This window comes from Mesorhizobium sp. M7A.F.Ca.CA.001.04.2.1 (genome assembly GCF_003998485.1).
Classification (GTDB): Bacteria; Pseudomonadota; Alphaproteobacteria; order Rhizobiales; family Rhizobiaceae; genus Mesorhizobium; species Mesorhizobium ciceri.
In genome coordinates this window covers 16,717-42,083 of record NZ_RZQT01000052.1, presented here as the reverse complement: position 1 = coordinate 42,083, position 25,367 = coordinate 16,717, and the positions used below count along the sequence as shown (strand labels likewise).

Here is a 25,367-nt window from a genome sequence, read left to right as displayed (position 1 = left end):
CGCTAGGGCTGCTCGGTATTTCGATGCCGGTGTACTGGCTGGGCGAGGTGATGAACCTGATCACCCAGAGCCGCTACCACGACAGCTGGGCGTTCTCCTGGGTGCCGCCGCTCGGCTACAAGAACTTCTCCGACGATCCAAAAGGCTGGTTCCTGACCCTGGTCATTCCGTGGATCACGCTGTCCATTCTCTACATCGGCATTTATGGGCGCGTGCTGCGCGCGGCGATCATCGAATCCCTGCAGGAGGACTATATCCGTACGGCCCGGGCCAAGGGCCTGTCGGAGACCCGCATCCTGCTGCGCCATGCCTTGCGCACGTCACTCATCGCCTTCGTCACCCTGTTCGGCCTGGATTTCGGTGCGCTGGTCGGAGGCTCGGCCCTGCTCACGGAGGTGGTGTTCGGGCTGCACGGCATCGGCAAGCTTACTTATGACGCGCTGCAGAATCTCGATCTGCCGATGATCATGGCAACGGTGATGTACGCTTCGATGTTCGTGGTTGTTGCCAATGCGGTCGTCGATTTCGTCTACATCCTTCTCGATCCGCGCCTGAGGACATCATGATACTGTCGGTGCGCGACCTCAAAGTATCCTTCCGCACAAATGATGGCCTGGTGCGGGCCATCGATGGCGTTTCCTTCGACCTCGAGGAGAGCGAGATCCTCGGCGTCGTCGGTGAGTCCGGTTCCGGCAAGACCGTGTCGCTGCTGGCCGTCATGGGTCTGATCACCGACCCCAACGCCACCATCGAAGGCTCGATCCGTTACAAAGGCCGCGAACTGGTGGGACTGCCCGCGCGCGAACTGAGGCGGCTGCGCGGCAACGAGATCGCGATGATCTTCCAGGATCCGATGACCGCGTTGACGCCTGTCTACACGATCGGCTGGCAGATCGCCGAACAGATCCGCGCGCATCGCAACATCAGCAAGTCCAAGGCGATGGAGCGCGTGGAGGAATTGCTGGCCGAGGTGAATTTTCCGAACCCGCACGAGGCGATGTCGCGCTACCCGCACCAACTGTCCGGAGGCATGCGTCAACGGGCGGTGATCGCAATGGCTTTGTCCTGCAATCCGGCGTTGCTGGTGGCTGACGAACCGACCACGGCGCTCGACGTCACCGTACAGGCCGGCATTCTCGATCTGGTGCGCAAGCTGCGCGCGACGCACAAGTCGGCGGTGGTCTTCATCACGCATGACATGGGCGTGGTCTCCGAACTCGCCGACCGGGTCATGGTCATGTATGCCGGCCGCGTGGTGGAGCGCGGCAGTCGCGCGGAGCTGTTTTCCGATCCGCGACACCCCTATACGCGCGCGCTGCTCGGTTCGATCCCGCCGCTGACCGGCGAAAAACCACGCCGCCTGCCGGCCATTCCCGGTTCGCCGCCGTCATTGCTGCGATTGCCGCAGGGCTGTGCGTTCGGTCCGCGGTGCCCGGTTCACTATGAGCCCTGCGAGGCCGGCAAACCCGACCTCGGGAGCGGCACTCATGCCGCGGCGTGCTTCAGGGTGGCACAGGCATGAGGGGATCGATGACCGACAAGAACCGCCCCATTATCGAGACGCGTTCGCTGGGCAAGCGCTTTTCCATCGGCAGCCGTTTTTCCGCCGAAGGCAAGCGAACCGTTCATGCGGTCGACAATGTTTCCCTGACCGTGTGGCGCGGCGAGACGGTCGGCCTGGTCGGCGAATCCGGATGCGGCAAGTCCACGCTGGCGCGCTGCCTGGTGAGGCTCTACGACATATCGGACGGCGAGCTTCTGTTCGAAGGCAACGATATCACCTCGAAGTCGCTGTCCGAACTCAGGCCGCTCCGGCGCCGCCTGCAAATGGTTTTCCAGGATCCGTCGGCATCGCTCAATCCGCGCCGGCGCGTCGGCGACCTGGTGGCCGAGCCGCTGCGCATCCATGGCAGGCTCTCGTCGAGCGAGATCACCAGACGCGTGGCGGAACTGTTCGACCTTGTCGGCCTGCTGCCGGATCACGTCATGCGGTTTCCGCACGAATTTTCCGGCGGGCAACGCCAGCGCGTCGGCATCGCGCGGGCTATTGCATTGAACCCGGACCTCGTGGTCCTGGACGAACCCGTCTCCGCGCTCGACGTGTCGGTGCAGGCGCAAATCGTCAACCTGCTTGCCGATCTGCAGGAGAAGCTCAATCTCACTTACATCTTCATCGCCCACGACCTGTCGGTGGTACGTCAGGTTTCAACCCGCATAGCGGTCATGTATCTCGGCTCGATCGTCGAAGAAGGGCCGGCGGAAGAAGTGTTTGCAGCACCGGCCCATCCCTATAGCCAGGCGCTGATCTCGGCGGTTCCTATCGTGGAGACGACGCCCAGCGGGACGCGCAAGCGCATCATCCTCACCGGCGACGTACCGAGCCCTCTGAACCCTCCAACCGGCTGCCGTTTCCATCCCCGATGCCCGATCGCGGCGGAGCGCTGCCGTTCGGAGCGGCCGCAGTTGCGGGAATACCGACCCGGTCGCAAAGTCGCCTGCCACTTTCCGACGATGTAGGCGACACTCACCACCGCACAGGTGATCGCCTTCGCCTGACAGATTTCTCAAAAAATTCCATTTTTTGGCTGGAACCAACCGGCTGTTGGTGCGTTTGGTGGGGTTCGATCGAGCGCATTGCGGTCGACCGGGAGGAAACGATGGATCAATTGCATTTCTTTTCGCCCGTGCGGATTTCGCGCGGGCAAGGACACCCTGCGGAAGAAATCGATAGTGTTGCCGAAGCCATGATGTTCTTGCGGAAATGGCCAACGGGACGGCGCGGTCCGGTTTATCAGTGCGCGCTGAACTGTTGCTCGGCCGCTTTGTCGGGCCAGATGTCGGCCGAGGAAGCAAGGAAAGCGTTCACCGGCTTTGCCCGCATCACGCGCCTTCTCGACGATGACATGGCTTTGCCGGTAGGCGGCGAAGGCAAGGCAAGCGTGCACGCATTGCGGCGATAGGCTGTTGTCCTGACGGTCCTACAAGGTCTCGCGCTGCAGGGCGCGGGTTCTCGTTGAGCAATGCGCTTCGGGATGGGGCCTCGAAAGTTCGTCCTACATGGCACACTTTCACAGCGGACGGTCGTCGTTCATGCTTACTTCAGTCACGAGCTTGCGGCGAAGCGCCATGGTGTAGTCGTCTGGCCCCTTCGGCGTCATGACGAAGGCCTGGGAACCGCCAATGACCGATTTGGCAAAATAGGATGCCAGAGGTTGGTCGGGATTCTCATCCTCCGCCGGGATGGCGATGGCATTGATCGTATATCCCTTGGCTATGGCGTTCGACCTGCTCGGCTGGACGGGAAGCCCGTCGTTGTTCTCGCCATTGGAGGAGATATCGATGACTTTCTTTGCGGCCTTTCCCGGGAACTGGTCGAGCAGGAGACTGCCTATGTCGATAGCCGAGGAGACGGATGTTCCGCCACGCCCTCTGCGGATGAAGCCGGTATCGCCTTTCCTGCTGATCACCGCAGCCGCCGCTTTGGCATCTTCCAGTCCGCAGATGCTTGTCCACGGCAGCACGACGCGCGCGTGTCCGGGGCTCGACCATTCAAAATAGGCAACGCCGATGCAACCAACATAATTCCGGCTGATGGCGGCGATGATCTCTGGCGAGGTGAGTGCCGTGGCATGTCCCTCGCGTTGCATATCGGCGATCTTCGGATCGATGGATGACGAAAAGTCGACCGCGAACACGATGGCGACGTCAACGTTCGCGGCATGGGCCGAGGCCCCCCAAAACAGCGAAGCTGCAAGTATTCCTGTCACTCTCGAGATTGAACCGGCCGGCGTCAGGAGACTGCCCCAGCCTGTCGCCCGCACCCGTTCGCGAAAGGATGGGGGGCCGGCGTCCTGATGATACACACTGCCAAACATGTCATTCTCCATCTCGACATCCGGTCGTTTCAAAAGCGAGCTCAACATGTGGAAATCTGGCGGATCGCCTTGGTGCCCACGCCGAAGAGCAGCAGATCGGCCTTGGTCCACAAGAGATAACAGCCGAGCAAGGTCAGTGGCATGGCGAGGGCCGCGAAAGAGCCGCTCCACCAGACCTCAGGCAAAGCGCGGGCGAGGGCCACTATCGTCGCCAGCATCGCCGGCAACCGGCTGGCGAGCACCGCACTGCGGAACGGATCGGGCCAAGCGGCCGGCCAGATCGGAATTGGCGTGCCGGGCCTGTGAAAGGTGCTGCCGAATTTGCCCAGCGCATGCAGCAGGCCGGAGGTCGCCGCAAGCAATGGATCGCCGAGCAGCAACAGGGCAATGCCGAGCCCGATCGCACCCAGGCCCGACAGGAAGTCGCCCAGACGGTTGAGGGCGGGATCGGGAGCATCCGGCCTTGCCCAGGCCCGGTGATAGGCCTCGCCGCCCCAGAAGAAGACCAGGGTGGTCAAGGTCAGCGCAACAGTGCCATGGCTGCCAGCGAAATATTCGATCACCGCCATGGTGACGCTGCTTCCTTCATGCAGGCCGACCGGCGCGGTGGCAATCTGGATCGCCAGACCGACAATGAGGCCGAGCGCATTGCCGCTGTTGTAGTAGCCGCCCGGTCCCTTCATGCGGGCGCGAAGCGCCGATACCAAATGTGCGACCGGAAGAAGGATTGTCCGCGCATCCATCACTGCGCCCCCGCGACAAGTCCGGCCGGGTCTGGAATACGTTTCGCATCACCGGCAAGGGCCATCACATTCCTCCACTGGACCTGAATTGTTGGGATGACGATCGCCCGCCCGATTTGCGGACGCAGTTGCAAAGGCAGGGGCCGCGTCGAAGGGTTGAACCGAAGCGGTTCGCAAGGACGTGCGTGCCTGCAGCGCTCGGTTCGACATTGCCACGGACAGGATCGCACCCAGGATGATGCCGGCACCCAAGACGCTCGCGGACGAGCTCCGCTCGCCGAGAAAGATTGCCGCGCCCAGCGCCCCGAAAACGCTTTCTGCGCTGACGATCACGGCGGCGTGGCTGGCCGGCGTAAAGCGGAGGGCAACCGTCTGTATGCCGAAGGCAATCGCAGTGGAGAACACGCCGAGGATCGCCAGTTCCGGGCCGGCTGCGAATGCGGCGGCCAGCGACAGATTGCCTTGCATTGCACCGAGCGGCAGGGCGAAGGCTGCGGCGCCGAAGAACTGTGTCGCGGCTGCGGTGAACGGCCGCGCATGCACCTGCATGTGCCGGCCCAGTTCGACTGCCCAGAGCGCATAGCAGGCAGCCGAGAGGACAGCGGTAAGATCGCCACTGCTGAACCCGGCTATCCCATCCGACAACAGCAGGGCTCCAACAAGGGTCAATCCGGCGGCGATTGTGAGACTCGCTGTCGGACGTTCGCCTACGAGAAACCAGGCGGCCAGCGGTGTCATTACCGTTGCCGTGCTTACCAGGAAGCTCGCATTGGTGACGGAGGCCCCGAGATAGCAAAGCTGCTGGAGCGTGATGGAGATGGCAAACAGCGCGCCCACCTTGGCCAAGCTGGAAAAATAGTCCGGCCCGAGCGGAAGCCGCTTCTCCATGAAGACAAAGGGCAGCACAAGCAGCCCGCCGATCAGGCATCGCAGACCCACAGCACTCAGCGCGTCGAGATGCACAAGCACCATCTTTTGCGAGACATTGCCGAAGCCCCACAAAGCGGCTGCAAACAGCAGCAGCAAATTGGCTCTTGTCCTGGACACGCGCCCCCCTCGAACCAAGCCTTTCGTTGACTTGGTCGCCTTAATTTAGCAAAGCCTAAACAGCCTGCCGTTACGGCAGCGCTTGAGCGCGAAGGCCGACTGTTGCGAAGCGTTAGTTTTGAGTTAGGATTTCGTCAGGCTGGGATAGCAAATGCAAAGTGAGGACAGCGGCGCTGCAAATAGAATCTCACTCTTCGGCGGTTTCCGGATTGAAAATGAAACGGCCGGCCCGCTTCGGCTGACCGGGAAACGAGGGCCGGCAATCATCGCCTATCTGGCCCGGTGTCCGGGCATGGCGGCGACGCGGGAGAGGCTGGCTGACCTCCTATGGGGCGACAGCGACGCTGAACATTCGCGCAACAGCCTTCGGCAGGCCCTCAGTGTCCTGCGCCAGGATCTGGCGCGAGAAGGGGTGGATCTCATCCATTCCAGCGGTGAGTTGATCGCCCTGAGGCCAGAGCTGGTTCAAGTCGACGTGGAGAAGTTCGAAACGGGTCTCTCGGCCCGTTCCACCCAGGACCTCGCGAAGGCCTTGGCGAACTACATCGGGCCCTTCCTCGACGGGCTTTATCTGGGGAGCAATACGTTCGATGACTGGATCACATCGGAACGCGACAGGCTGCTCGGCCGCGCGCTTGAGTCCTTCGAAAAACTGGCCCGTCTCGTCGACCCCGATGCCGGGCTGATCCTGGCCGATCGTATTCTGACCATGGAACCGACACGGGAAGAATCCTATCGGCTCAAGATGGAATTGCTGCTCGCATGTGGCCAACGCGACAGGGCAATCAGGACATACGAAGCCTGCAGAAGCATGCTGAAGAAGGAGTTCGGCGTCGAAGCCGGCCCTGAAACGCGGGCGCTTTGGCAATCTCTGTTGCTTGCCGCCGACGACGCTTCAAATGTGCAGTCGACAAATGGTGTTCCGTCCAGCCAGCGCCTTGGGCGTCCGTCCATCAGCGTTGCCGACTTCGTTAATCTGACCGGAAAGCAAGGCGACGACTTTTTCGCCAAGGGACTTGTCCAGGACATCACGACAGCTCTTTCCGAAGTGGCCGACTATGTCGTGCTCGCCGCGCTTCCGCCCGAGAAGAGCGGCCCAGGCGAAGAAGCCAAGACGCCAGGAATATTCCGCGCGCGATATATACTCAGCGGCAGCGTCCAGAGATCCGGCAATGGGTTGAGGGTGAATGTCCAGCTCGTCGATGCCGCCGGCGGCCACCATGTCTGGGCCCAGAAGTTCGACGGCCACTCCGAGAACGCGCTCGAATTCCAGGACAGGATCGCACAATCTGTTGTTCTTGCCGTGATCCTCGAACTTCAACTGACCAACTGGAAGGTTCGAGACAAAAGCCCGCCAGGGATCCCTGAAGTGCGCAGGCTGGTGAACGAAGCCCTCATGAAATATTTTGAGATGACTCGGGACTCACTTTTGGTCGGGATAGAGCTTGCCGAGAGGGCCTTCTCGATAGGTCCCGACAATGCCCGTGCAAAGCGGACGCTCTCGATCGTGATATCCATGGGCGTGGCGTTTGGTGCGCTGCCTCGGGAGCGTGGGGTGATCGAGCGTGCGGTCGAGCTTGCGGAAGCCGCAGTACGGGCGGTACCGGACGATGAAATTGCCCGATGTATTCTGTCGTTCGCTCTCGAAAGTTGCGGTCGCATCGACGAGGCGATCGCCGAATGCCGCCACGCGATCAGCCTCAACCCAAGCTACCCAACTGGCCACGGCGATATTTCGATGCTCTTTGCGTTGCGCGGACAGGTCGACGAAGCGGTGCGTGAGGCCAACGAAGCAATCCGGCTCGGAACGCACGATGTCATCGACTTCTGGCGCCACCACGGCCTGGTTGTGGCGCTCTTCGCTGGCGGAGACAACCAGCGGGCGCTCGAAGCCGCCCGCAAAGTGGTCAGGACAAAGCCTGGCTTCGTTCGCGGCGCCCTTTATTGGGCCGCGACCGCATCGGCCACCGGAAATAACGAAGAAGCGTCCCGGGCCATCCACCATTGCCTGTCACAACTTCCGCATCTCAATCTGAGCAACGTCTGCCCTGGCTTTGTGCCGCGCTATGTAAAGGATCATCATCATTCCCGGTTCCTTGAGATGCTGTCGAGGGCTGGCCTTCCCAGTTCCTAGCCACATCGTTGGCGCAGACACCGTCATACGAAGCTGGAGGGTTCCGTCCTCCGCCCAGGCATCGAAAGCAGACGACGCGTTGGCAATTCCGGCCAGGTCGACCTATACGCTACCCTGCGATTGAGGTATTCGACGCCCCACGCCGTGGCGCCGGCCAGTCATCCGCCGATTTGCGGCTTGGGCCTATCATGGCGCGTGATAGAGCCCGTACGACGCGATCCAACCTGTCGAAGTTATGAAGCATGAAAGATTATCAAAGGTTTAGGGTAGCCATAGCGCCTATGATGGACTGGACGGACCGGCGTTGCCGGTTCTTCCACCGTCAGCTGACGAGCCATGCGCTGCTTTACACCGAGATGGTGGTGGCCGACGCCGTCATCCATGGCGCACGCGAGCGGCTGCTCGGCTTCGATGCGTCAGAACATCCGGTCGCGCTGCAGCTCGGCGGCTCGGATCGCGAAAAACTTGCCGAGGCGGCGCGCATCGGCGAGGCCTTTGGCTATGACGAGATCAACCTCAATGTCGGCTGTCCGTCAGACCGCGTCCAGTCGGGCACGTTCGGCGCCTGCCTGATGAAGGTGCCGGACCTCGTTGCCGGGTGTGTCGCGGCGATGAAGGCGGCGGTGACAATTCCCGTGACCGTCAAATGCCGCATCGGCGTCGACGAACAGGATCCGGAGCCGGCCCTCGATGCGTTGGCGGATGGGGTTTTCGACGCCGGCGCCGACGCATTGTGGGTGCATGCGCGCAAGGCGTGGCTGGAAGGGCTGAGCCCCAAGGAAAACCGTGACATCCCGCCGCTCGACTACAACAGAGTTTATCGGCTGAAGGCTAGAAAACCTAACGAATTCATTGGCATCAATGGCGGCATTCAGACGATCGAAGAGGCGTTGGCGCATCTCGACCATGTCGATGGCGCCATGCTTGGCCGCGCCGCTTACCACACGCCCGGCATTCTGGCTGGCGTCGATGCCGCTTTCTACGGCGTCCAGTCCGAGCCGTTCGATTTCGCCGCGCTGATCGATACGATGGCGGACTATGCGGCACGTCATATCGAGCAGGGTGGGCGGCTTGGACATGTCACCCGCCACATGGTCGGACTGTTCCATGGCTTGTCCGGCGCGCGCCGCTACCGGCAGATCCTGTCCACCGACGCGACAAAACCCGGCGCCGGCCCGGACGTGCTGAAGGCGGCTTTCGCGGCCGTCGAGCTCGGCGGAGCGGCAGCCGAAGCGGCTTGAGATTCCGGGATCAGTCCCTGAGGATCATGCGGTCGCCGCGCACGTCAAAACCCGACAATGAACCGATGAAGTTCATGCCGAGCAGGCTCTGGCTGAGCATGCCGGGTGCGGCGATCATCACCGACATATCCCTGCGCGTGATGCCGCCGATCGCAATCTGATCGGTTTTCACGGCCGCGGCGCGTGCCATGCCGTTGGCGGTCGAAACCGGTATGGTGTAATTGAGCGCCGCTGGATTGAATCCGGCGGCTTGTGCGTCTTCGGACGTCAGCACGGTGCTGGTCGCGCCGGTATCCACCACGGCCCGGACCGGGTTGCCGTTGACCAGGATGCGCGCTTCGAAATGGCCGTTGTCCGCCTTGTCGAGCGTCACCGTGGCGTGGCCGTCTTCGACGCCAAGCGCAAGCGGGCTGCCGGGAACAAGGCCCGCGGTCACCCGGCTGGCGACATCCTGCAGCTCATAGCGATACTGGTAACCGGCGATCAGCGCGAGCGCGATGGCCGCCCAGGCGCCAAGGTTGCGGGCCATGGCGCCCAGGGGCCTACCCGAGCGAAGCAGGCCGGCGCCGATAAGGGCGCCAAAGGCGCCGAGCCAGATCAGCCGGCTGAAATCGTTGTTCTCCACGCCGAGGGTGCTGCCGGCGGAATCGTTGAGCATGAGCAGGACTGCTCCCACCCCGATCGCGGCCATCAATATCCAGAACAACCGGCTCATCCGCACCTCACGACAGCGCGTCGCGTTCGCGCGCCATGCGGGTGCGGCGCGTTTCCCGGCGCGGCCGGCGCTCGACCGTTTCCAGCCGGGCCGGCAATTCAGCCATGACGCTGCGGCGCGTTTCCGGCGTCATCCCGATCCAAGCGCCGATTTCCTCGCGCGTGCGGCCGCACCCGAAACAGAAGCCGGTTTTCATGTCGATCGAGCAGACCAGGATGCACGGGGATTCGATGGCCGTCATGACTTTCTCTTGGGCTTCCATCCGCAATCCCTTGTTCCACCTCCACATGGTGCAACGGCAAAGCCAATGCAAGCCCTCGCGATTGCGGCCTGCGGGGCCGGCTTTGCGGCAAATGCAGGCCCATCATCCCAGAGGTTGTGCCAACCCCGCAAGGCGGCTATGCCGCTTACCAACTCCAGGGAATGATCGATAACAAGATGACCAGCGCACTGCCTTTCGACGATTTTCGCAACTTGTTGGCCAATCTGCCGGCGGCCGACACGGCAGCCGAGACCCGCGTGCGCACGCTGTTTGCCAAGGCCGACAAACCGGGCAATTCGCTTGGCCGCATCGAGGACATCGCCGCCTGGCTGGCCGCCTGGAGCGGGCGGGCTCCGCCCGCGGTGACAAGACCGCTGATGGCGGTCTTTGCCGGCAATCACGGCGTCACGCGCCACGGCATTTCGCCACGGCCGGTGGCGGCGACCGCCAACGCGGTCGAACTTTGCGCCGCCGGAGGTGCCGCGATCAACCAGATCTGCATTGCCTACGATCTCGGGCTTAAGGTTTTCGATCTTGCCCTGCACATCCCGACCGCCGACATCACCGAAGAGGCCGCGCTTGACGAGCGTGGCTGTGCCGCCACCATGGCCTTTGGCATGGAAGCGATCGCCGGCGGCACCGATCTTTTGTGTCTCGGCGATCTCGGCGTCGGCAACTCCACCGTCGCCGCCACCCTGTTTGCGGCGCTGTTCGGGGGCGGGGGCGCCGACTGGGCCGGCCCGGGGTCAGGCGCCGATACGGCGATGCAGGCACGCAAGGCGGACGTGGTCGATGCGGCGCTGGCTTTTCATGGCGGCCATCTAGGCGACCCGCTCGAGGCGCTGCGCCGGGTCGGCGGCCGGGAATTCGCAGCGATCGCCGGCGCCATCCTTGCCGCGCGAATGCAGAAGATTCCGGTGCTGCTCGACGGATTGGCGGCGACGGCAGCCGCAGCGGTACTGCATGGCGTCAATCCCGCCGCGCTCGACCATTGCCTGCTGGCCAGCCTGTCGCCAGAACCCGCGCATGCACACGCCGCCCAACGGCTCGGGCTGCGCCCGTTGCTTGATCTGGGCATCAGCCATGGCGAAGGGGCCGGAGCCGCCCTTGCCGCGGGTCTGGTCAAGGCCGCCGCGCTGACCAGTTCGGGCATGGCTGCGGCGGTACGCGGTTAGGGTCTTGACCTGCTAGCGCCGGAGATTGGGAATGCGATAGACGACGGCGTTGTATTTTGGGTTGGAGCGGCTGCCGACGATTACGCCTCCAAGGCGTTCCGCTATTCTTCTGCTGGCCACGTTCCTTTCGGCAACCGGATATTCGAAGCAGTTCGGTTCGAGCGCCTCCGAGGCCCACTCCGCGACAGCAGCAATTGCCTCTTGGCCAATGCCGTTTCCTTGAGCGTCTTCCCTGATCCAGATCCCGAGTTCGGGACACACGGTCTTCGCTGCATGAAGGCCGACAAGCCCCAGACAGCGAGCGTCCGCCAAGGCACGCACAACAAAGTGCAAATCCGATCCGTCCTGGATTGGCGCCAGCCAGGATTGCCATACTTCGGCAAAGGCCGCCAGTGATCGAGGTGGCTCCCACTGCATGAAACGGGTGATGGCGGGAGTGATGGCGACAAAGAGGTCTTCAGCGTCATCGGCCGTAAACAGCCTCAAGCGAAGGCGGTCCGAGTTGATCTCTATGCCAGCGACATGCCAGTCACCTTCTGCCATCGTGGGGTGCCGTCCTTCTTGCTGGCCATCGACAGAGTCCGCCGCGACGCCTACCGCCGTCGAGCCGCCACCGCCGCGGTCGGCAGTGCTGGCAATTCCTCCATCACCCGGCTCAGCGGGAAGATGGCGATCGCCTCGGTGCCTTCGCGCAGCTTGGAATGAAGTTCGAACTCGCCGCCATGCATTGCGAGCAGCCCTTGCACGATCGGCAGGCCAAGCCCGGTGCCTTGCTCGGCGCTCTTGATGGCAATGGAGCCCTGGCCGAAGGCGGAAAGCACGATCGGGATCTCGTCTTCCGGTATGCCCGGGCCATTGTCCTTGATCGAAATGTATTGTCCGCCGCCCGCCGTCCAACCGACACGGACACGGATTTCGCCGCCGGTGGCGGTGAATTTTATCGCGTTCGACAGAAGGTTGAGCGTGATCTGCCGCACGGCCCGTTCATCGGCGAACAGCCGAGGCAGCTCGTGCTCGAAATCCTGGACGACACGGATATCCTTGTTGCGCGCCCTCAACTCCATCATGTGACAGCAGTCCTCGACGATACCAAGCAGCATCACCGGTTCTTCATTGAGCTGGTAGCGGCCGGCCTCGATGCGTGACAGGTCGAGAATCTCGTTGATCAGGTCGAGCAGATGCTGGCCGGATTCGTGCACGTCATGGGCGTAGTCACGATAGGTGGGATTGCTCATCGGTCCCAGCACCTCGTTCGACATCACCTCGGAAAAACCGAGGATGGCGTTGAGCGGCGTGCGCAATTCGTGGCTCATCGAGGCGAGGAACCGCGATTTCGCCAGATTGGCGTCCTCGGCCCGCCGCCGCGCTTCGTCCGACATCGATTTCGCCGTCTCCAGTTCGGCGATCAGCGCATCCTTTTCGGAGCGGAACGACAGCATCATCAAGGACGAGTGGTTCAGATGACGGGCCACATAGGCGAAAAACGGCAGCGACACGACCAGCAGCGCGGCCATGATCGCCTCGACCGGCATCCATAGCTTGGCGCCGGCATAGGCGTAGAGCGCCACGGGAACGGCAAAGGTCGCCAGCAGCGCGCCCCGCAGAGACGAGGTCATCACCGCGGTCGCCGCCATGGCGAACAACAGCACCACGGCCTTGACGATGTGGAACGGATCGACCTCGCAGACGCTGCAGCCAAGCCACACGAACCAAGCCCAGCCGAGACCGCACAGGAAATGGCCGATCAGGAATTCCCGCCGTGCTTGCAAAGGGTTGAGCTCGGAAGCTTCAGTGCGCTCGATGCGCCGCGCCATGAAGGCAACGATAGTGTAGCAGGTTAGCGTGAACAGCGCCCAAAGCCCGATCTCATTGCCGATTCCGGCCAGCCGGCCACCCGCGGCAATCGCCAGCACGAGAAGCGGGATGGCGATGGCGCCGCTTGTCATCGCTCGGGCATGCAGCTTCAGCAGTTCGCGATCGAAATCGGGATTGCCGGCCTGCTGCGAAAGACGGTCACGCGTCTTGCGCACCGCGCGCGCGACATCGCTGTTGCGATGGCGTTTCCTGCGGTCCACAATGAACTTGTCCGCTGTGTTCGAGCGTTGCAAGGGCATCAAAACTTCAATTTATGCGAGCAGCGGTTTCCAAGTGTTAAGCTACGTTCGAATGATTAACCAACCGTTTGCCATATGAGCCGTTCATGGTCGCCGAAGCCGCGCCGGCGATACGTTGCGCGCCCCAGAAGCCTGTGGCGCCGGCTGGTGGATTACGGGCTTGCCGTCATCATCCTCGGACTGCTGATCCTGCTGGCGGCCCGCCTCGACCGGGTGGAGACACGCAAGACGCAAGGCGTGGCAATCATCAACGACGGCGATTCGATCACGCTTGGCACCGAGCGTATCCGCATGCGCGGCATCGATGCTCCGGAATACACGCAGACCTGCCGCAAGAACGGCGCGGACTATTCCTGCGGCACGCTTGCGCGTCAGTCGCTCGTTCGCCTGATCGCCGGCAAGCCCGTCTCTTGTACCGGCTGGCAGCGTGATCGTTATGGCCGGCTGCTCGGCGACTGCACCGCCGGCGGCAAGGATCTCAACCGCGCGCAGGTCGAGGCGGGCTGGGCGGTTGCCTATGGCGACTTCGAGAGCGAGGAAGCCATTGCCCGCGCGGCAAAGGCCGGCATCTGGGCGGGAACGTTCGATCAGCCGCAGAATTGGCGAGACAGCCATCACGGCGAAGTCGTCGAGAAGAAGCACGGCACACTGGCGTCGATCGGCGATGCCGTGCGCGAGATTTTTCGCTTCTGGTGATGCGCATCCTGGAACTGGAACCGAGGACGAACAGGAGGATGGAATGAAGCTCTTCGACGGCGGCCGGGCGCCCAATCCAAGGCGGGTCCGCGTTTTCCTGGCCGAGAAAGGCATCGAGGTTGCGCAGGTGCCCATCGATATGGGCGCGTTGGAACACAGGCAACAGGCGGTCAGCTCGCGCAACCCCTTGCAGCGTCTGCCGGTGCTGGAGCTCGACGACGGCACCGTCATCACCGAATCCGTCGCCATCTGCCGCTATTTCGAGGAGCTGCATCCCGAACCGGCCCTGTTCGGGCGTGGCGCACTCGGCAAGGCGCAGGTCGAGATGTGGCAGAGGCGGATGGAATTCAATTTGCTCAGCTGCGTCACGCAGGCCTTCCGGCACATCCATCCTGCCATGAAGGAATGGGAAATCCCGCAGGTCCCTGAATGGGGTGAGGCCAACAAGCCGAAGGCCGTGGCGTTCCTCAGGCTGCTGGACGGCGAACTGGGCAGCCGGGAGTTCATCGCCGGTGACAGCTATTCGATCGCCGACATCACCGGCCTGATCGCTGTCGACTTCATGAAGCCGGCACGCATCAAGGTACCGGATGAGTGCGCGAATGTGTTGCGCTGGCATCAAGCCGTTTCCAGCCGGCCGAGCGCATCAGCCTGAGAATGACTGCCGAACTCGAAAACCTCGTCGCCAGGGTCCGCGCCTGCCGCATCTGCGTGGAAAATCCGGCCGGCAAGCCGTTGCCGCATGAGCCGCGACCAGTGCTGCGCCCATCATCCACCGCCCGGATCCTGATCGCCAGCCAGGCGCCCGGCACCAAGGTGCATCTGTCGGGCATGCCGTTCACCGACGCTTCCGGCGACCGCCTGCGCAGCTGGCTTGGCGTGACGAGCGACGAATTCTACGACATCGAAAAATTCGCAATCGTCCCGATGGGCTTCTGCTTTCCCGGCCAGGATGCCAAGGGGGGAGATCTGCCGCCGAGGCGCGAATGCGCGGCGGCCTGGCGCGCACCTTTGATGGCCTCTATGCCACGGATCGATCTGGTGCTGACGATCGGTATCTACGCGCAGTCCTGGCACATGGGTGCGGCGCGCCGGCCCTCACTGACGGAAACGGTCATGGACTGGCGCTCCATCTGGGAGAATTCCATCGGTCCGAAAGTGCTGCCGCTGCCGCATCCCTCGTGGCGCAACACGGGCTGGCTGAAGAAGAATCCGTGGTTTGAAATGGATTTGCTGCCTTTTCTGCGTTCGGAAATCCGCTATCGCCTCGGCTGACCTTTCAGCAAGAAATCACTCGCTTTTTGCCCGATCAGCAGAATTTCTTTCTTGTGAAAGGCCTGGATAAGGCAGAGTATAGGCATTCTATTCCCTTGGGAGCACGATATGGATCGCCTCGATAGAAAAATTCTCCGCCTCTTGCAGGAGGACGCGACACTCGCGGTCGCCGATGTCGCCAAGAAAGTCGGGCTGTCGACGACGCCTTGCTGGAGACGCATCCAGAAGCTCGAGGAAGAGGGCGTCATCAAGCGGCGCGTTGCCATTCTCGACCATGAAAAGGTCAATGTGCGCGTCACCGTCTTCGTGTCGATCCGCACCAATTCGCATAGCCATGAATGGCTGCGGCGTTTCTCGGAAGTCATCCAGGAGTTTCCCGAGGTGGTCGAGTTCTACCGCATGAGCGGCGACGTCGATTATCTCCTGCGCGTCGTGGTGCCCGACATCGCCGCCTATGACGCCTTCTACAAGCGGCTGATTGCCAAGATCGAAATTCGTGACGTGTCGTCGTCCTTCGCCATGGAGCAGATCAAGTACACGACCGAAATCCCGCTCGACTACATGGTTCTGGACAAGGAATCGGGTGCCAACGCTGCCTGAGCTGAACGTCACATAAAGTCATCCCGCTTAGTTCTTCTTTTTGTTGAGGAAACTCCAGGGTGAGTTCACCGGCAGCGTGATCGTATCCGGCACGGTCTCGACGCTCACCACATCTGCCTTGCGCACGCTGTAGCCAGACTGGATGATGCTGACGCCGTCGAGGATGAACAGCTGGCTCTTCTCCATGTCCGGCTTCAGCGCGCCGGTGACCGCTACAGGCTGATAGGCCTCGGACATCTTGTAGGGATGGGCCGGCGTAACCAAGACAATCTGGTTGGGCGGCGGCGTCGGCATGTGACTGCAGGCACCCGTCCAGGGTACCAGCAGGAACTGGTAGACAAGATCACCGTCGCGATCGACCGGCAATGCGTAGCCGGCTAGCTGAATGCTTTTGTCCTGAAGATTGACGGACAGCGTTTCGCCATGGTCGGGCAATTTTGCCGCGATCATCGGCAGCCCGACGTTTTCGGCGGCGGATTGCGTAGCCGGACGCAGATCCTTCCAGAATATGTGCGCAGTCTCGGCCGAGGCATCGGCGGCAGCGGACACAAACAAAGCGGCAGCGAGCGCCAGGGTTGATTTTAGAGGATTGCTCATCGGCCGCTTCCTTTGAGCCTCAAGTAAAGACGCCGCTGCCAAAGACGTCAACGCTCGAGCCGCATCACATGTCGGCAGCCACTTCACATGTCGGAGATCCTGACATGGCGGAACGCGCCGTCAGCCTTTCCTGGCGGCGATCCGCGCGAGCGTCTTGGCATTGGTCAGCTCCCGTACGGCGTCCTTGCCGATCCAGCGCGCCGTGTTGTCTGTCGACTGCGCCAGCCGTTCGGCGACAGCCAGGGCGGCACCGTGCATGTCCATCGATCGTTTGCCGATCGACCGAAGCGCCCAGTTAACGGCTTTCTTCACGAAATTGCGGCTGTCGGCGGCATACGCTTCGATGATCGGCAGGAAGGCGAGGAAGGTCGTCCCTGGCTCCTGCTTCCGGTGGACGACAGACCAGGCCATCATGGCAAAGGCCGTGCGCCGAACGAATTCCCGCTCGTCGGCCGCGAACTCGGCGATCAGTTCCTTCCAGGCGTCCGTATCGACAAAGAGATCCGAGACACCGTCGACGATGTCCCAGGAGTCGAAACTCGCCGCCCATCTCCTTGCATCTCCAGCAGAAAACCGTTTCGGGTCAGCCGTGACGGAAGCGATGAACTGCGCCTCCACGATGCCGCTGTCCCACAGCTCGAAGGCGCGCTCGTGGTTGCGTTTGATCTTCCTGGCGATCTGCCGCTGCATACCGTGCGAGATGCCAAGCGCACGGTCGATCTTGATGCCGTAGCGCAACATGCCGAGGCGGTTCTCCTCGGATCCGATGGCGCGAAGATGGGCGACGATTTCCGCGGCACTGGATTGAGGCGAGAGCTCTGCCACGGCAGAGACCTATTTTTCGAGACGGGCGAGCAGCGAGGACGTGTCCCAGCGCTTGCCGCCCATCGCCTGCACATCCTTGTAGAACTGGTCGACGAGTGCGGTGACCGGCAGTCTGGCGCCATTGCGGTCGGCCTCGGCCAGGCAGATGCCGAGATCCTTGCGCATCCAGTCGACGGCGAAGCCGAAATCATATTTGCCGGCGTTCATCGTCTTGTGGCGGTTCTCCATCTGCCAGGAGCCCGCGGCGCCCTTGGAAATCACCTCGATCACCTTCTCGATGTCGAGCCCGGCCTTCTTGCCGAAATGGATGCCTTCGGCCAAGCCCTGGACGAGACCGGCTATGGTGATCTGGTTGATCATTTTGGTGAGCTGGCCGGCACCGGCCGACCCCATCAAGCCGACCATGCGCGCAAAAGCGTCGATGACAGGCTTCGCTTTGTCGAAAGCGTCCTGCTCGCCGCCGACCATCACGGTCAGCACGCCGTTCTCGGCGCCGGCCTGGCCGCCCGAGACCGGCGCATCGAGAAACGAAAACCCGCCGGCTAGCGCCGCCGCCGCCAGCTCGCGAGCGACCTCGGCCGAGGCGGTGGTGTTGTCGATGAAGACCGAACCCTTCTTCATCGATTTGAAGGCGCCTTCCGGACCGGTCGTCACCGAACGCAGATCGTCGTCATTGCCGACACAGGAGAACACAAAATCCTTGCCCTCGGCGGCCTGCGCAGGGGTCGCCGCCAGGCTACCGCCATGCTGGCCAACCCATTGCTCGGCCTTGGCCTTGGTGCGGTTGTAGACGGTGACGTCATGGCCGCCCTTGTTCTTCAAGTGTCCGGCCATCGGATAGCCCATCACGCCAAGACCGAGAAATGCCACAGATGCCATGAGCTTGCCCTTCAGAATGGAAACGGAATTTGCTGCGAAAGCTCTAGGCTCTGCGCTCAATTCGTCAAGACGCGTATAGCCTGATCGACTGGTGCAGCCGAATTGAAAATCGTCAGCGTTTCAGGTGAACGGTGATCCGGCGCTCGATCCATTCGACGCCATGCCGCAAGATCTCGACCATCACCAGATAGACGAGGGCGACCCAGATATAGGCCTGGATGTCGAACGAGTTGGCGAAGGCGAGCTTGGCATTGCCCATCAGATCGTAGACCGTGATGATGGCGACGATGGCGGACGCCTTGACCATCAGGATCAGTTCATTGCCATAGGGCCGCAAGGCAACGATCAGGGCTTGCGGCAGGATGATCTTGCGCAACGTCTGCAGTTTATGCAGGCCAAGCGAGGCCGCCCCTTCCCATTGCCCTCTTGGCACGCTCTCTATGGCGCCGCGCAGAATCTCCGCCTGGTAGGCGGCCGTGTTGAGCGCAAAGGCAAAGACGCCGCAATTGAACGCGTCCTTGAAAAAATCCCAGAGGCCGACCGACTGGAGTTCGACGCGGAACGAACCCAATCCGTAGTAGACCAGATAGGTCTGGACCAGCAGCGGCGTGCCGCGGAAGAAATAGACGTAGCAATAGGCGAGGCCGGACAGGATCCGGTTGCTGGACATGCGCCCGTAAGCGACGGGCACCGACAGGATCGCGCCGAGTACCATCGATATGGAAACCAGCGCCAGCGTGACCCCAAGCCCGCTCAGATAAGCCGGCGCATATTTGGCAAAGAAATCAGGATTCCAGGCAAGGAAGAGATAGCTGACGATGCCGATACCGAACAAAATCCATAGGCCCACCAGCGCGTAACCGGCGATACGCCTGCGCGGCCAGCCGCGCGCCCGTGGCGGCGGACGTTCGACCATGGTGGCTGTGGCGCTCATCGCTGCGCCTCCCGCCGGCCAAGCGAGCGCAGGATCGCATTGGTGGCGAAGGACGACAGGACGGCCAGGCCAAGAAAGACCAGCGAGGCGACGCCGAAGAACAGGAAAGCGTGCTTGGTGACGCGGGCCGCAATGCTGGCATTGCGCAGCGTCTCGGCCAGGCCGACGACCGACACCAGCGACGTGTCCTTGAGCAGGCTGAGCCAGCAGTTCTCCAGTCCAGGAAACGCGATGCGCAGCAGTTGCGGCACGATCACTTTGCGCATGGTCAGCCAGTTCGAAAGACCGATGGCGTAGCCGCCCTCATACTGGCCTTTGGGAATGGCGCGGAAGGCGGAAAGGAAAACCTCACTGGCATAGGAGGAGAAGATCAGTGCAAGCACGATCATGCCGGCGACAAAGCTGTTGACGTCGATGGTGACGTCAGGCCGGAAATACCTGACGAGATGCTGCAGCAGGATCGGCATGCCGAAAAAGAACAGGAAGAGCGTGACCAATTCCGGCAGGCCGCGAAAGACGGTGGTGTAGATGTTGGCGGCAAGGCGCAGCGACGGTTCTTCGGACTGCTTGGCGAGTGCAATGAAAAAGCCGATCGTCAATCCGATGGGCAGCGTGGCAAGCGCCAACGCAATGGTGATCAGTGCGCCATAGGCAATATCGTCAAGCCAGCCTTCAGGTCCCCAACTGAGAAGTGTCCATATGCTCTGGGCTGGCATCGACCGGTCTTATCCCCACGGCATTCCCAAGACGAATAGAAAGACGGCGGGGAAATTCCCCGCCGTCTTGACCTGGCTTATCAGGACTCGGCGCCGTAGACGTCGAACTTGAAATACTTGTCGTTGATTTCCTTGTATTTTCCATTGGCGCGAATGGCGGCGATGGCCGAGTTGAGCTTGTTGACCAGGTCGGTTTCGCCCTTGCGCACGGCAATCCCGGCGCCAGGCCCGAAAATCTCGACCGGCTGCGGCGAAGGTTGGCCGAGGATCTTGCAGCAGGCGCCGTCAGGCGAGTCCAGAAACTGCTGCAGCACGACGATATCGTCCTCGATGGCGTCGAGACGACCATTGGCAAGATCGGCCTGCTCCTCGGGGCTGCTCGGATAGCCCTTCACGGTGCTGTCGGTGTAGGTCTTCGAGGCATAGTTGAAATGCGTGGTGGTGGTGGCGACGCCGATGGTCTTGCCGGCGAGATCTTCCTTGGTCACGCCTTTCAGCGTGCTGTCCTTCGGCACGGCGATCGCCGAGGGCGTGTTGTAGTATTTGTTCGAGAAGTCGACCTTCTCCTTGCGCTCCGGCGTGATCGACATCGAGGCGACGATGGCGTCGAATTTACCGGCCTGGAGGGCTGGAATGATGCCGTCCCAATCCTGGGCGACGAAGGTGCACTTGACCTTCATCTCATCACAAAGCGCCTTGGCGATGTCGATATCGAAGCCCACGAGCTGGCCATCGGCGGTAAGGTTGTTGAAGGGCGGGTAGGCGCCTTCGGTGCCGATCCTCAGGGTCTTTTCCTGGGCCTGGGCGACGCCGAGCGTCAGCAGCGCGGCCGATGCGGCAAGCGCGATACGCAGTGAAATACGCATGATGGTCCTCTCTTTATGGTCCCGGCCGTCGTTCCGAACGGCTCTGTGGGGCGGTGCTTTTGACCGCCCGCTGGCGCGATACTCCCACTCTTTCCAAGAAAAAAGCAACTGCAAAACCATAAAAATGGGCAAGGCTATTCTGCCGTTGCGTCAGCGCTCAAGCAACGAGCCCGGTGGTGCGCTCGATGAAGTCGGCTATCGATTTTGCATCGTCGAGATCGAATACCGGCAGCAACTCGCCTTCAATGGCAAAATCGGCGGCGACAGCGACGATGTTGGGATCCTCCGCTGAAAGCGGCGTACGGTCCTTCGCATCCAGCCGGCGGGTTTCGATCTTGCTGTGGGCTTCGCGCTTGTAGCCCTCGACCAGCACGAGGTCGCAAGGGGCAAGCCGCGACAGGACAGTCTCCAATGTCGGCTCATCCTCGCCGCGCAGCTCGTGCATCAGTGCCCAGCGAACGCCGGAGACGATCGCGACTTCGGTGGCGCCGGCCTGCCGGTGGCGAAAGCTGTCCGCGCCAGGTTTGTCGATGTCGAAGTCATGGTGGGCATGTTTCACCGTCGACACCTTCCAGCCGCGCCGGACCAATTCGCTGACCAACCTCTCGGTCAAAGTCGTCTTGCCGGAATTCTTCCAGCCTGTGATGCCGAAGACACGTCTGTTCATGGCTTGATGCTCTGCAACAGACGCTCGGCAGACACAAGATCGTCCGGTTCATTGATGTTGAAGAAAGGGTCGATCCCCGCAGATGGCGGAACCGGGAACTCCACCTCGACAAAACCCTGCCGGTCGATGAAAGCCGAAACCCGCCTGGTATCTTCATCGACCAGAAAGTGCCGCAAGGCATCGCGGCAGCCGATCGGCCAAAGCGCGAAGGTCGGATGCCGCTTGCCGGCCGAGCGGGCAACGGCAATAGAACCGGGGCTTTGATCGGCGGCCCCTGCCAGACGCTCGACAAGGTCCAACGGCAGGAAAGGCGTGTCGCCGGCAGCGCTGACGATCGCCTTGCAAGACCTGTTGGCCGCGGCCCATTCGAGGCCGGTCAGGATTCCGGCGAGCGGACCGGCAAAGCCGGGCACGCTGTCGGCAAGCACCGGCAGTCCAAAGCGCAGGAATCGTGCAGGGTCGCCATTGGCGCTGAGCGCCATCGATTCTATTTGCGGGGCGAAGCGCGACACGACCTGGTCAAGCAGGCAGCCATCGCCAAGCGGCAACAGGCTCTTGTCGCCGCCGCCCATCCGCCTCGACTGGCCACCGGCCAGAACAATCCCCGCAATGTCTCGCTTCATGCCACGAAGCCTGTACGCCAGCCGCCGGAAATCACAAGAATGATCTGGCTAGATTCCGTCCGGAACCATGCTTGGCCCCGTGCTTTCGGCGACGATCTTGCGCCGGCCGACGACCCGCTCGCGGTAGAGCGCATAGAGGCCGGAGCCGATGATGATGGTGGCGCCGACGATCATCGGCAGATCGGGAATGTCCGCGAAGATGAACAGGCCAAGCAGGATCGACCAGATCAGGGCCGTGTAGCGGAACGGCGCGATGAAGGAGATGTCGCCCGCCCGCATCGCCATGATGATGAACTGGTAGCCGATAATCACCAGCACAGCAGCCAGGGCCAGCAGGGCCGTGCTGTTGCCCGTCATCGGCGTCCAGCCGCCCATTGCCGGCAACAGCGCCGCGCCGACGATTGTCATGGCAAGCGCGGTCGCGGTCGACACCAGCAATGTCGGAATGGCCTTGGGGATCCGCTTGGTGGCGAGATCGCGCACCGCGCAGCAGGCGACGCTGGCCAGCGCCGACAGCGAGTAGACGCTGAACCCTTCGAAGCCCGGCCGCACGATGATCAGCACGCCGGCAAATCCGATGGCGATGGCCAGCCAACGCCGCCAGCCGACAGTCTCGCCAAAGACAAGTGCCGCTCCCATCGTCACCGCCAGCGGCAGCGCCTGCAGCACCGCCGAAACATTGGCGATCGGCAGATGGGCGAGGGCGACGAGGAAACTCACCGTTGCGCCGGCCTCGCTGATCACGCGCAAGGCGACCAGAGGCTGCAGCATCGAGCCCGGGCGGGCGAGAGCGCCGCGCTGCCAGGCGAGCAGACCGACGAAAAGCGATGCGAAAGCCCCACGGATCAACATGACCTGCGCCATGTTCATCGATTGCGACGAGTATTTGGTGATGGCGTCATTGAGGGTGAAGCCGGCCATCGCCACCATCATGAACAACGCGCCGCGAAAATTTGGAGACAGGGGCAAGACGGCTACCGGTTGTGCTAATACATATCGCCCAAAAGTGACCACGGTTTTGGGGAAACGACATGCATAAGAAACAAAGACCTGAAGCGCGTGGCCTGAATCCGTTCAAACGCGACGCGCTTTAGGCAGCAAGCCTGTAACAGTCGGGCATGAAACAGCAACAGCAAAGGACTGGGCCACAGCCTTGTTTGTGGCCCGGAATATCGCCTGCGATGGCGAACTTACTTCTTCGGCGTAAGCACCTCGGTGCCATTGCCTTCCTTGCCGGCGATCGTCCAAAGACCGTGCAGCGAACCGTCCGCCGCCACCTTGTAGACGACGAGGCCAATGTCCTTGTCCATGACATAGCCGGCGGAGAAGGCATCATCGTTGCGCATGCAGATGCCGTCGGAAGATGAGCCACCAGTTTCCCAATGGATCGCGCAGGTCGTCCCGCTGGTCAGCGTGATGGTGGCTTCGCCGCCATAGGCCGAGCCGTCGAAATTGGTGCCGGCGACCGTATAGGTGCCGCCGATCGACTGCGCCGCCGCGGGCACGGCCGCGAGGCCAAGCAGTGCCAGAGAAAGAACGAGTTTGCGCATGGTGTATCCCCCTGTGAGCGAAGAGCAGCTTCCAGGGGAAGGCTAGGCTGGAACAGACTGGCCGTAAATCCGGCTGCGGTTCGCGAACAAGACTTTTTCTGGGGTGTGGTTCGAAACCGTCATGGCCCCTTGAGACTGCCGGCGATGGCGCCGACCAGCGGATCGTATTTCGACTTCAGCGCCGGCGGGTAGTCGACCCAGACCGTACGGATGATACCGTCTTTCCCAAACAGACGTCGCTCGTAGAATATCTTTCCATCCCTCAGGCCCGACAGCACGGCCCAGTCCTTTCCGGCCTTGCTGTAGGTGATCTTGTAGCCCGGCTCCTTGCTCGCCTTCTCCGCCGCGACAAAGCCTTTCGGCGTGTCGTCGTCGACGTTGAGGATGCCCGAGCAGATCAGGCTGGCGCCATCGGCGCTCAGCCATTGCTGTCCGTCGCCATTGTCGGGCTCCGGCTGGCGATCGGTGAAGACGTCGTCGGGAAAGGTGCAGACAGTGCCGAAGCGATCGTTCACATAGGTGAATGGCGCGGCGACCGCACTGGTTGCTGCCATTGTCGCAATGACCAGGAATGAAGAGTGCAGCCGCATGCTCGCCTCGAAGTCATGATCCCGAAGCGATATTGCATAAATTTCACGGAAAGATCAGCCGCCAGTGACGCTCATGTGGCGCGACACCGATGGGCGGCTGGTGCGGCGGTCGATGATGAAGTCATGGCCCTTGGGCTTGCGGCCGATGGCTTCGTCTATTGCTTCGGCGACCAGCTCGTTGCCTTCCGAGGCGCGCAAGGGCGCGCGCAGATCGGCGGCATCTTCCTGGCCGAGACACATATAGAGGGTGCCGGTGCAGGTCAGCCGGACGCGGTTGCAGCTCTCACAGAAATTATGCGTCATCGGCGTGATGAAGCCGAGCCGTCCGCCGGTCTCGGCGACCTGGACGTAGCGCGCCGGGCCGCCGGTCTTGAAGGGAATGTCGGTCAGCGTGAACTGGCCTTCGAGCGACGCGCGCAGCAGCGACAGCGGCAAATACTGGTCGGTGCGGTCGGCATCGATCTCGCCCATTGGCATGGTTTCGATGACCGTCAGGTCCATGCCGCGGCCATGCGCCCAGCGCATCATCTCGGGCAGCTCGGCGTCGTTGAAATCCTTCAACGCCACTGCGTTGAGCTTGACCTTGAGCCCGGCCGCCTGCGCGGCATCGATGCCTTGCATGACCTTGTCGAGATGGCCCCAGCGGGTGATCTTGTGGAATTTGTCGGCATCGAGCGTATCGAGCGACACGTTGATGCGCCTGACGCCGCAATCGGCGAGTTCGGCGGCAAAGCGCGACAGCTGCGAGCCGTTGGTGGTCAGCGTCAGTTCTTCCAGCGCGCCGCTTTCGAGATGCCGCGACAGCTGGCGCACCAGATGCATGATGTTCTTGCGCACCAGCGGCTCACCGCCGGTCAGCCGCAATCGCCTGACGCCCTTTTCGATGAAAACCGTGCACAGCCGGTCGAGCTCTTCCAGCGACAGCAGGTCCTTCTTCGGCAGGAAGGCCATGTCCTCGGCCATGCAATAGGTGCAGCGGAAATCGCAGCGGTCGGTAACCGACACGCGGAGATAGCTGATCGTGCGGCCGAAAGGATCAATCATGTCCATGCTTCAAGCGCTTCCTGTGGCCGTGAACGGCTTCGTTATATACCGCTATGTGATACGATCCGGCCTGCTGTTCAAGATAGCGCCTCTCGATCTTTGGTAACATCTCTCAGCCGACATCGCATGTCGGTCGGTCTCATCAGACCTTTTCCCGTTTGGCGAAGCGGCGTAGGGAAGGGCGGATGACACGGGATCG

The 25,367-nt window shown here is 62.0% G+C and carries 30 protein-coding genes; 11 read left to right on the top strand and 19 right to left on the bottom strand.

What is annotated here, in order from left to right; genetic code table 11:
- From EN955_RS17970 to EN955_RS35450, 4 genes are all read left to right on the top strand, one after another.
- The coding region (locus tag EN955_RS17970) for an ABC transporter permease (protein WP_164769891.1) at positions 1–566 on the top strand (566 nt) is incomplete at its 5' end.
- Positions 563–1,522 carry an ABC transporter ATP-binding protein gene (locus tag EN955_RS17965; protein ID WP_024503324.1) on the top strand — a complete coding sequence of 320 codons (960 nt, stop codon included), beginning with the start codon at positions 563–565 and terminating at the stop codon, positions 1,520–1,522. The genes EN955_RS17970 and EN955_RS17965, both read left to right, overlap by 4 nt.
- Before the next feature lie 8 nt (positions 1,523–1,530).
- On the top strand, positions 1,531–2,517 hold the full coding sequence (locus EN955_RS17960; RefSeq protein WP_013531723.1) for a dipeptide ABC transporter ATP-binding protein: 987 nt from the start codon (positions 1,531–1,533) through the stop codon (positions 2,515–2,517).
- Entirely contained in the window at positions 2,421–2,960 is a 540-nt protein-coding gene (locus EN955_RS35450) for a DUF982 domain-containing protein (RefSeq protein WP_224619186.1), read from the top strand. The genes EN955_RS17960 and EN955_RS35450 overlap by 97 nt, the downstream gene beginning before the upstream one ends.
- A 108-nt stretch (positions 2,961–3,068) precedes the next feature.
- On the opposite strand, the gene EN955_RS17950 is transcribed toward EN955_RS35450, so the two are convergent.
- Genes EN955_RS17950 through EN955_RS17940 form a run of 3 tightly spaced genes read right to left on the bottom strand, consistent with a single transcriptional unit; the run spans position 3,069 to position 5,665 of the window.
- On the bottom strand, positions 3,069–3,875 hold the full coding sequence (locus tag EN955_RS17950) for a DUF1194 domain-containing protein (protein ID WP_024503322.1): 807 nt from the start codon (positions 3,873–3,875) through the stop codon (positions 3,069–3,071).
- Positions 3,876–3,916: 41 nt separating this feature from the next.
- Positions 3,917–4,618, bottom strand: a complete 702-nt coding sequence (locus EN955_RS17945) for a hypothetical protein (protein ID WP_024503321.1) — start codon at positions 4,616–4,618, stop codon at positions 3,917–3,919.
- Between the two features lie 48 nt (positions 4,619–4,666).
- Positions 4,667–5,665: a DMT family transporter gene (locus tag EN955_RS17940; RefSeq protein ID WP_024503320.1), complete on the bottom strand. Its 999-nt coding sequence runs from the start codon at positions 5,663–5,665 to the stop codon at positions 4,667–4,669.
- A gap of 151 nt (positions 5,666–5,816) precedes the next feature.
- Between EN955_RS17940 and EN955_RS17935 the strand changes: the two genes are divergently transcribed.
- Together EN955_RS17935 and dusA are read left to right on the top strand one after the other, a co-directional pair.
- The gene (locus tag EN955_RS17935; protein ID WP_024503319.1) at positions 5,817–7,799 is read left to right on the top strand and encodes a BTAD domain-containing putative transcriptional regulator; all 1,983 of its coding nucleotides are present in this window, start codon (positions 5,817–5,819) and stop codon (positions 7,797–7,799) included.
- A 242-nt stretch (positions 7,800–8,041) separates the two neighbouring features.
- A complete protein-coding gene (gene dusA, locus EN955_RS17930) occupies positions 8,042–9,040 on the top strand; it encodes a tRNA dihydrouridine(20/20a) synthase DusA (RefSeq protein WP_024503318.1) in 999 nt (332 codons plus the stop codon).
- Positions 9,041–9,050: 10 nt separating this feature from the next.
- Here the strand turns inward: dusA and EN955_RS17925 are convergent, their stop codons facing one another.
- Entirely contained in the window at positions 9,051–9,755 is a 705-nt protein-coding gene (locus EN955_RS17925) for a TIGR02281 family clan AA aspartic protease (RefSeq protein ID WP_024503317.1), read from the bottom strand.
- A gap of 7 nt (positions 9,756–9,762) precedes the next feature.
- On the bottom strand, positions 9,763–9,996 hold the full coding sequence (locus tag EN955_RS17920; RefSeq protein WP_024503316.1) for a DUF1289 domain-containing protein: 234 nt from the start codon (positions 9,994–9,996) through the stop codon (positions 9,763–9,765).
- Positions 9,997–10,193: 197 nt separating this feature from the next.
- Between EN955_RS17920 and EN955_RS17915 the strand changes: the two genes are divergently transcribed.
- Positions 10,194–11,192: a nicotinate-nucleotide--dimethylbenzimidazole phosphoribosyltransferase gene (locus EN955_RS17915; protein ID WP_024503315.1), complete on the top strand. Its 999-nt coding sequence runs from the start codon at positions 10,194–10,196 to the stop codon at positions 11,190–11,192.
- 12 nt (positions 11,193–11,204) lie between these two features.
- Here EN955_RS17915 and EN955_RS17910 read toward each other — a convergent pair whose 3' ends face one another.
- Positions 11,205–11,735, bottom strand: a complete 531-nt coding sequence (locus EN955_RS17910; RefSeq protein ID WP_024503314.1) for a GNAT family N-acetyltransferase — start codon at positions 11,733–11,735, stop codon at positions 11,205–11,207.
- A gap of 50 nt (positions 11,736–11,785) precedes the next feature.
- Positions 11,786–13,306, bottom strand: a complete 1,521-nt coding sequence (locus tag EN955_RS17905; RefSeq protein WP_024503313.1) for a HAMP domain-containing sensor histidine kinase — start codon at positions 13,304–13,306, stop codon at positions 11,786–11,788.
- A 75-nt stretch (positions 13,307–13,381) separates the two neighbouring features.
- Between EN955_RS17905 and EN955_RS17900 the strand changes: the two genes are divergently transcribed.
- The 4 genes from EN955_RS17900 (at position 13,382) to EN955_RS17885 (ending at position 15,877) form a co-directional block, all read left to right on the top strand.
- Positions 13,382–14,002 carry a thermonuclease family protein gene (locus tag EN955_RS17900; protein WP_013531713.1) on the top strand — a complete coding sequence of 207 codons (621 nt, stop codon included), beginning with the start codon at positions 13,382–13,384 and terminating at the stop codon, positions 14,000–14,002.
- A gap of 43 nt (positions 14,003–14,045) precedes the next feature.
- On the top strand, positions 14,046–14,657 hold the full coding sequence (locus EN955_RS17895) for a glutathione S-transferase (protein ID WP_024503312.1): 612 nt from the start codon (positions 14,046–14,048) through the stop codon (positions 14,655–14,657).
- 2 nt (positions 14,658–14,659) lie between these two features.
- Positions 14,660–15,277: a uracil-DNA glycosylase family protein gene (locus tag EN955_RS17890; RefSeq protein ID WP_024503311.1), complete on the top strand. Its 618-nt coding sequence runs from the start codon at positions 14,660–14,662 to the stop codon at positions 15,275–15,277.
- 108 nt (positions 15,278–15,385) lie between these two features.
- On the top strand, positions 15,386–15,877 hold the full coding sequence (locus EN955_RS17885) for an Lrp/AsnC family transcriptional regulator (protein WP_006205209.1): 492 nt from the start codon (positions 15,386–15,388) through the stop codon (positions 15,875–15,877).
- A 27-nt stretch (positions 15,878–15,904) separates the two neighbouring features.
- Here EN955_RS17885 and EN955_RS17880 read toward each other — a convergent pair whose 3' ends face one another.
- The 12 genes from EN955_RS17880 to moaA all read right to left on the bottom strand — a co-directional run bounded on the left by EN955_RS17880 (position 15,905) and on the right by moaA (position 25,174).
- Positions 15,905–16,474 carry a DUF3299 domain-containing protein gene (locus EN955_RS17880; protein ID WP_024503310.1) on the bottom strand — a complete coding sequence of 190 codons (570 nt, stop codon included), beginning with the start codon at positions 16,472–16,474 and terminating at the stop codon, positions 15,905–15,907.
- Positions 16,475–16,594: 120 nt separating this feature from the next.
- A complete protein-coding gene (locus EN955_RS17875; RefSeq protein WP_024503309.1) occupies positions 16,595–17,299 on the bottom strand; it encodes a DNA alkylation repair protein in 705 nt (234 codons plus the stop codon).
- 9 nt (positions 17,300–17,308) lie between these two features.
- Positions 17,309–18,178: an NAD(P)-dependent oxidoreductase gene (locus tag EN955_RS17870; RefSeq protein WP_024503308.1), complete on the bottom strand. Its 870-nt coding sequence runs from the start codon at positions 18,176–18,178 to the stop codon at positions 17,309–17,311.
- A 112-nt stretch (positions 18,179–18,290) separates the two neighbouring features.
- Positions 18,291–19,112 carry an ABC transporter permease gene (locus EN955_RS17865; protein ID WP_024503307.1) on the bottom strand — a complete coding sequence of 274 codons (822 nt, stop codon included), beginning with the start codon at positions 19,110–19,112 and terminating at the stop codon, positions 18,291–18,293.
- Entirely contained in the window at positions 19,109–19,828 is a 720-nt protein-coding gene (locus EN955_RS17860; RefSeq protein ID WP_024503306.1) for an ABC transporter permease, read from the bottom strand. The genes EN955_RS17865 and EN955_RS17860 overlap by 4 nt, the downstream gene beginning before the upstream one ends.
- Before the next feature lie 80 nt (positions 19,829–19,908).
- On the bottom strand, positions 19,909–20,694 hold the full coding sequence (locus tag EN955_RS17855; protein ID WP_013531705.1) for an ABC transporter substrate-binding protein: 786 nt from the start codon (positions 20,692–20,694) through the stop codon (positions 19,909–19,911).
- 157 nt (positions 20,695–20,851) lie between these two features.
- Positions 20,852–21,361: a molybdopterin-guanine dinucleotide biosynthesis protein B gene (gene mobB, locus EN955_RS17850; protein WP_024503305.1), complete on the bottom strand. Its 510-nt coding sequence runs from the start codon at positions 21,359–21,361 to the stop codon at positions 20,852–20,854.
- Positions 21,358–21,984 carry a molybdenum cofactor guanylyltransferase MobA gene (mobA, locus tag EN955_RS17845; RefSeq protein ID WP_024503304.1) on the bottom strand — a complete coding sequence of 209 codons (627 nt, stop codon included), beginning with the start codon at positions 21,982–21,984 and terminating at the stop codon, positions 21,358–21,360. Before mobA ends, mobB begins: the two co-directional genes overlap by 4 nt.
- A gap of 48 nt (positions 21,985–22,032) precedes the next feature.
- The gene (locus EN955_RS17840; RefSeq protein WP_024503303.1) at positions 22,033–22,953 is read right to left on the bottom strand and encodes a DMT family transporter; all 921 of its coding nucleotides are present in this window, start codon (positions 22,951–22,953) and stop codon (positions 22,033–22,035) included.
- 221 nt (positions 22,954–23,174) lie between these two features.
- Complete coding sequence (locus EN955_RS17835; protein ID WP_013531701.1) at positions 23,175–23,534, bottom strand: hypothetical protein; 360 nt, start codon at positions 23,532–23,534, stop codon at positions 23,175–23,177.
- 119 nt (positions 23,535–23,653) lie between these two features.
- On the bottom strand, positions 23,654–24,088 hold the full coding sequence (locus EN955_RS17830; RefSeq protein WP_224620939.1) for a hypothetical protein: 435 nt from the start codon (positions 24,086–24,088) through the stop codon (positions 23,654–23,656).
- Positions 24,089–24,178: 90 nt separating this feature from the next.
- Entirely contained in the window at positions 24,179–25,174 is a 996-nt protein-coding gene (gene moaA / locus EN955_RS17825; protein WP_024503301.1) for a GTP 3',8-cyclase MoaA, read from the bottom strand.
- Positions 25,175–25,367 lie beyond the last annotated feature (193 nt).

Coding starts and splice junctions, on each gene's coding strand:
- EN955_RS17965 (WP_024503324.1), top strand. CDS start 563: ATGATACTGTCGGTGCGCGACCTCAAAGTATCCTTCCGCACAAATGAT.
- EN955_RS17960 (WP_013531723.1), top strand. CDS start 1,531: ATGACCGACAAGAACCGCCCCATTATCGAGACGCGTTCGCTGGGCAAG.
- EN955_RS35450 (WP_224619186.1), top strand. CDS start 2,421: ATGCCCGATCGCGGCGGAGCGCTGCCGTTCGGAGCGGCCGCAGTTGCG.
- EN955_RS17950 (WP_024503322.1), bottom strand. CDS start 3,875: ATGTTTGGCAGTGTGTATCATCAGGACGCCGGCCCCCCATCCTTTCGC.
- EN955_RS17945 (WP_024503321.1), bottom strand. CDS start 4,618: ATGGATGCGCGGACAATCCTTCTTCCGGTCGCACATTTGGTATCGGCG.
- EN955_RS17935 (WP_024503319.1), top strand. CDS start 5,817: ATGCAAAGTGAGGACAGCGGCGCTGCAAATAGAATCTCACTCTTCGGC.
- dusA (WP_024503318.1), top strand. CDS start 8,042: ATGAAAGATTATCAAAGGTTTAGGGTAGCCATAGCGCCTATGATGGAC.
- EN955_RS17925 (WP_024503317.1), bottom strand. CDS start 9,755: ATGAGCCGGTTGTTCTGGATATTGATGGCCGCGATCGGGGTGGGAGCA.
- EN955_RS17920 (WP_024503316.1), bottom strand. CDS start 9,996: ATGACGGCCATCGAATCCCCGTGCATCCTGGTCTGCTCGATCGACATG.
- EN955_RS17915 (WP_024503315.1), top strand. CDS start 10,194: ATGACCAGCGCACTGCCTTTCGACGATTTTCGCAACTTGTTGGCCAAT.
- EN955_RS17910 (WP_024503314.1), bottom strand. CDS start 11,735: ATGGCAGAAGGTGACTGGCATGTCGCTGGCATAGAGATCAACTCGGAC.
- EN955_RS17905 (WP_024503313.1), bottom strand. CDS start 13,306: ATGCCCTTGCAACGCTCGAACACAGCGGACAAGTTCATTGTGGACCGC.
- EN955_RS17900 (WP_013531713.1), top strand. CDS start 13,382: ATGAGCCGTTCATGGTCGCCGAAGCCGCGCCGGCGATACGTTGCGCGC.
- EN955_RS17895 (WP_024503312.1), top strand. CDS start 14,046: ATGAAGCTCTTCGACGGCGGCCGGGCGCCCAATCCAAGGCGGGTCCGC.
- EN955_RS17890 (WP_024503311.1), top strand. CDS start 14,660: ATGACTGCCGAACTCGAAAACCTCGTCGCCAGGGTCCGCGCCTGCCGC.
- EN955_RS17885 (WP_006205209.1), top strand. CDS start 15,386: ATGGATCGCCTCGATAGAAAAATTCTCCGCCTCTTGCAGGAGGACGCG.
- EN955_RS17880 (WP_024503310.1), bottom strand. CDS start 16,474: ATGAGCAATCCTCTAAAATCAACCCTGGCGCTCGCTGCCGCTTTGTTT.
- EN955_RS17870 (WP_024503308.1), bottom strand. CDS start 18,178: ATGGCATCTGTGGCATTTCTCGGTCTTGGCGTGATGGGCTATCCGATG.
- EN955_RS17865 (WP_024503307.1), bottom strand. CDS start 19,112: ATGAGCGCCACAGCCACCATGGTCGAACGTCCGCCGCCACGGGCGCGC.
- EN955_RS17860 (WP_024503306.1), bottom strand. CDS start 19,828: ATGCCAGCCCAGAGCATATGGACACTTCTCAGTTGGGGACCTGAAGGC.
- EN955_RS17855 (WP_013531705.1), bottom strand. CDS start 20,694: ATGCGTATTTCACTGCGTATCGCGCTTGCCGCATCGGCCGCGCTGCTG.
- mobB (WP_024503305.1), bottom strand. CDS start 21,361: ATGAACAGACGTGTCTTCGGCATCACAGGCTGGAAGAATTCCGGCAAG.
- mobA (WP_024503304.1), bottom strand. CDS start 21,984: ATGAAGCGAGACATTGCGGGGATTGTTCTGGCCGGTGGCCAGTCGAGG.
- EN955_RS17835 (WP_013531701.1), bottom strand. CDS start 23,534: ATGCGCAAACTCGTTCTTTCTCTGGCACTGCTTGGCCTCGCGGCCGTG.
- EN955_RS17830 (WP_224620939.1), bottom strand. CDS start 24,088: ATGGCAGCAACCAGTGCGGTCGCCGCGCCATTCACCTATGTGAACGAT.
- moaA (WP_024503301.1), bottom strand. CDS start 25,174: ATGGACATGATTGATCCTTTCGGCCGCACGATCAGCTATCTCCGCGTG.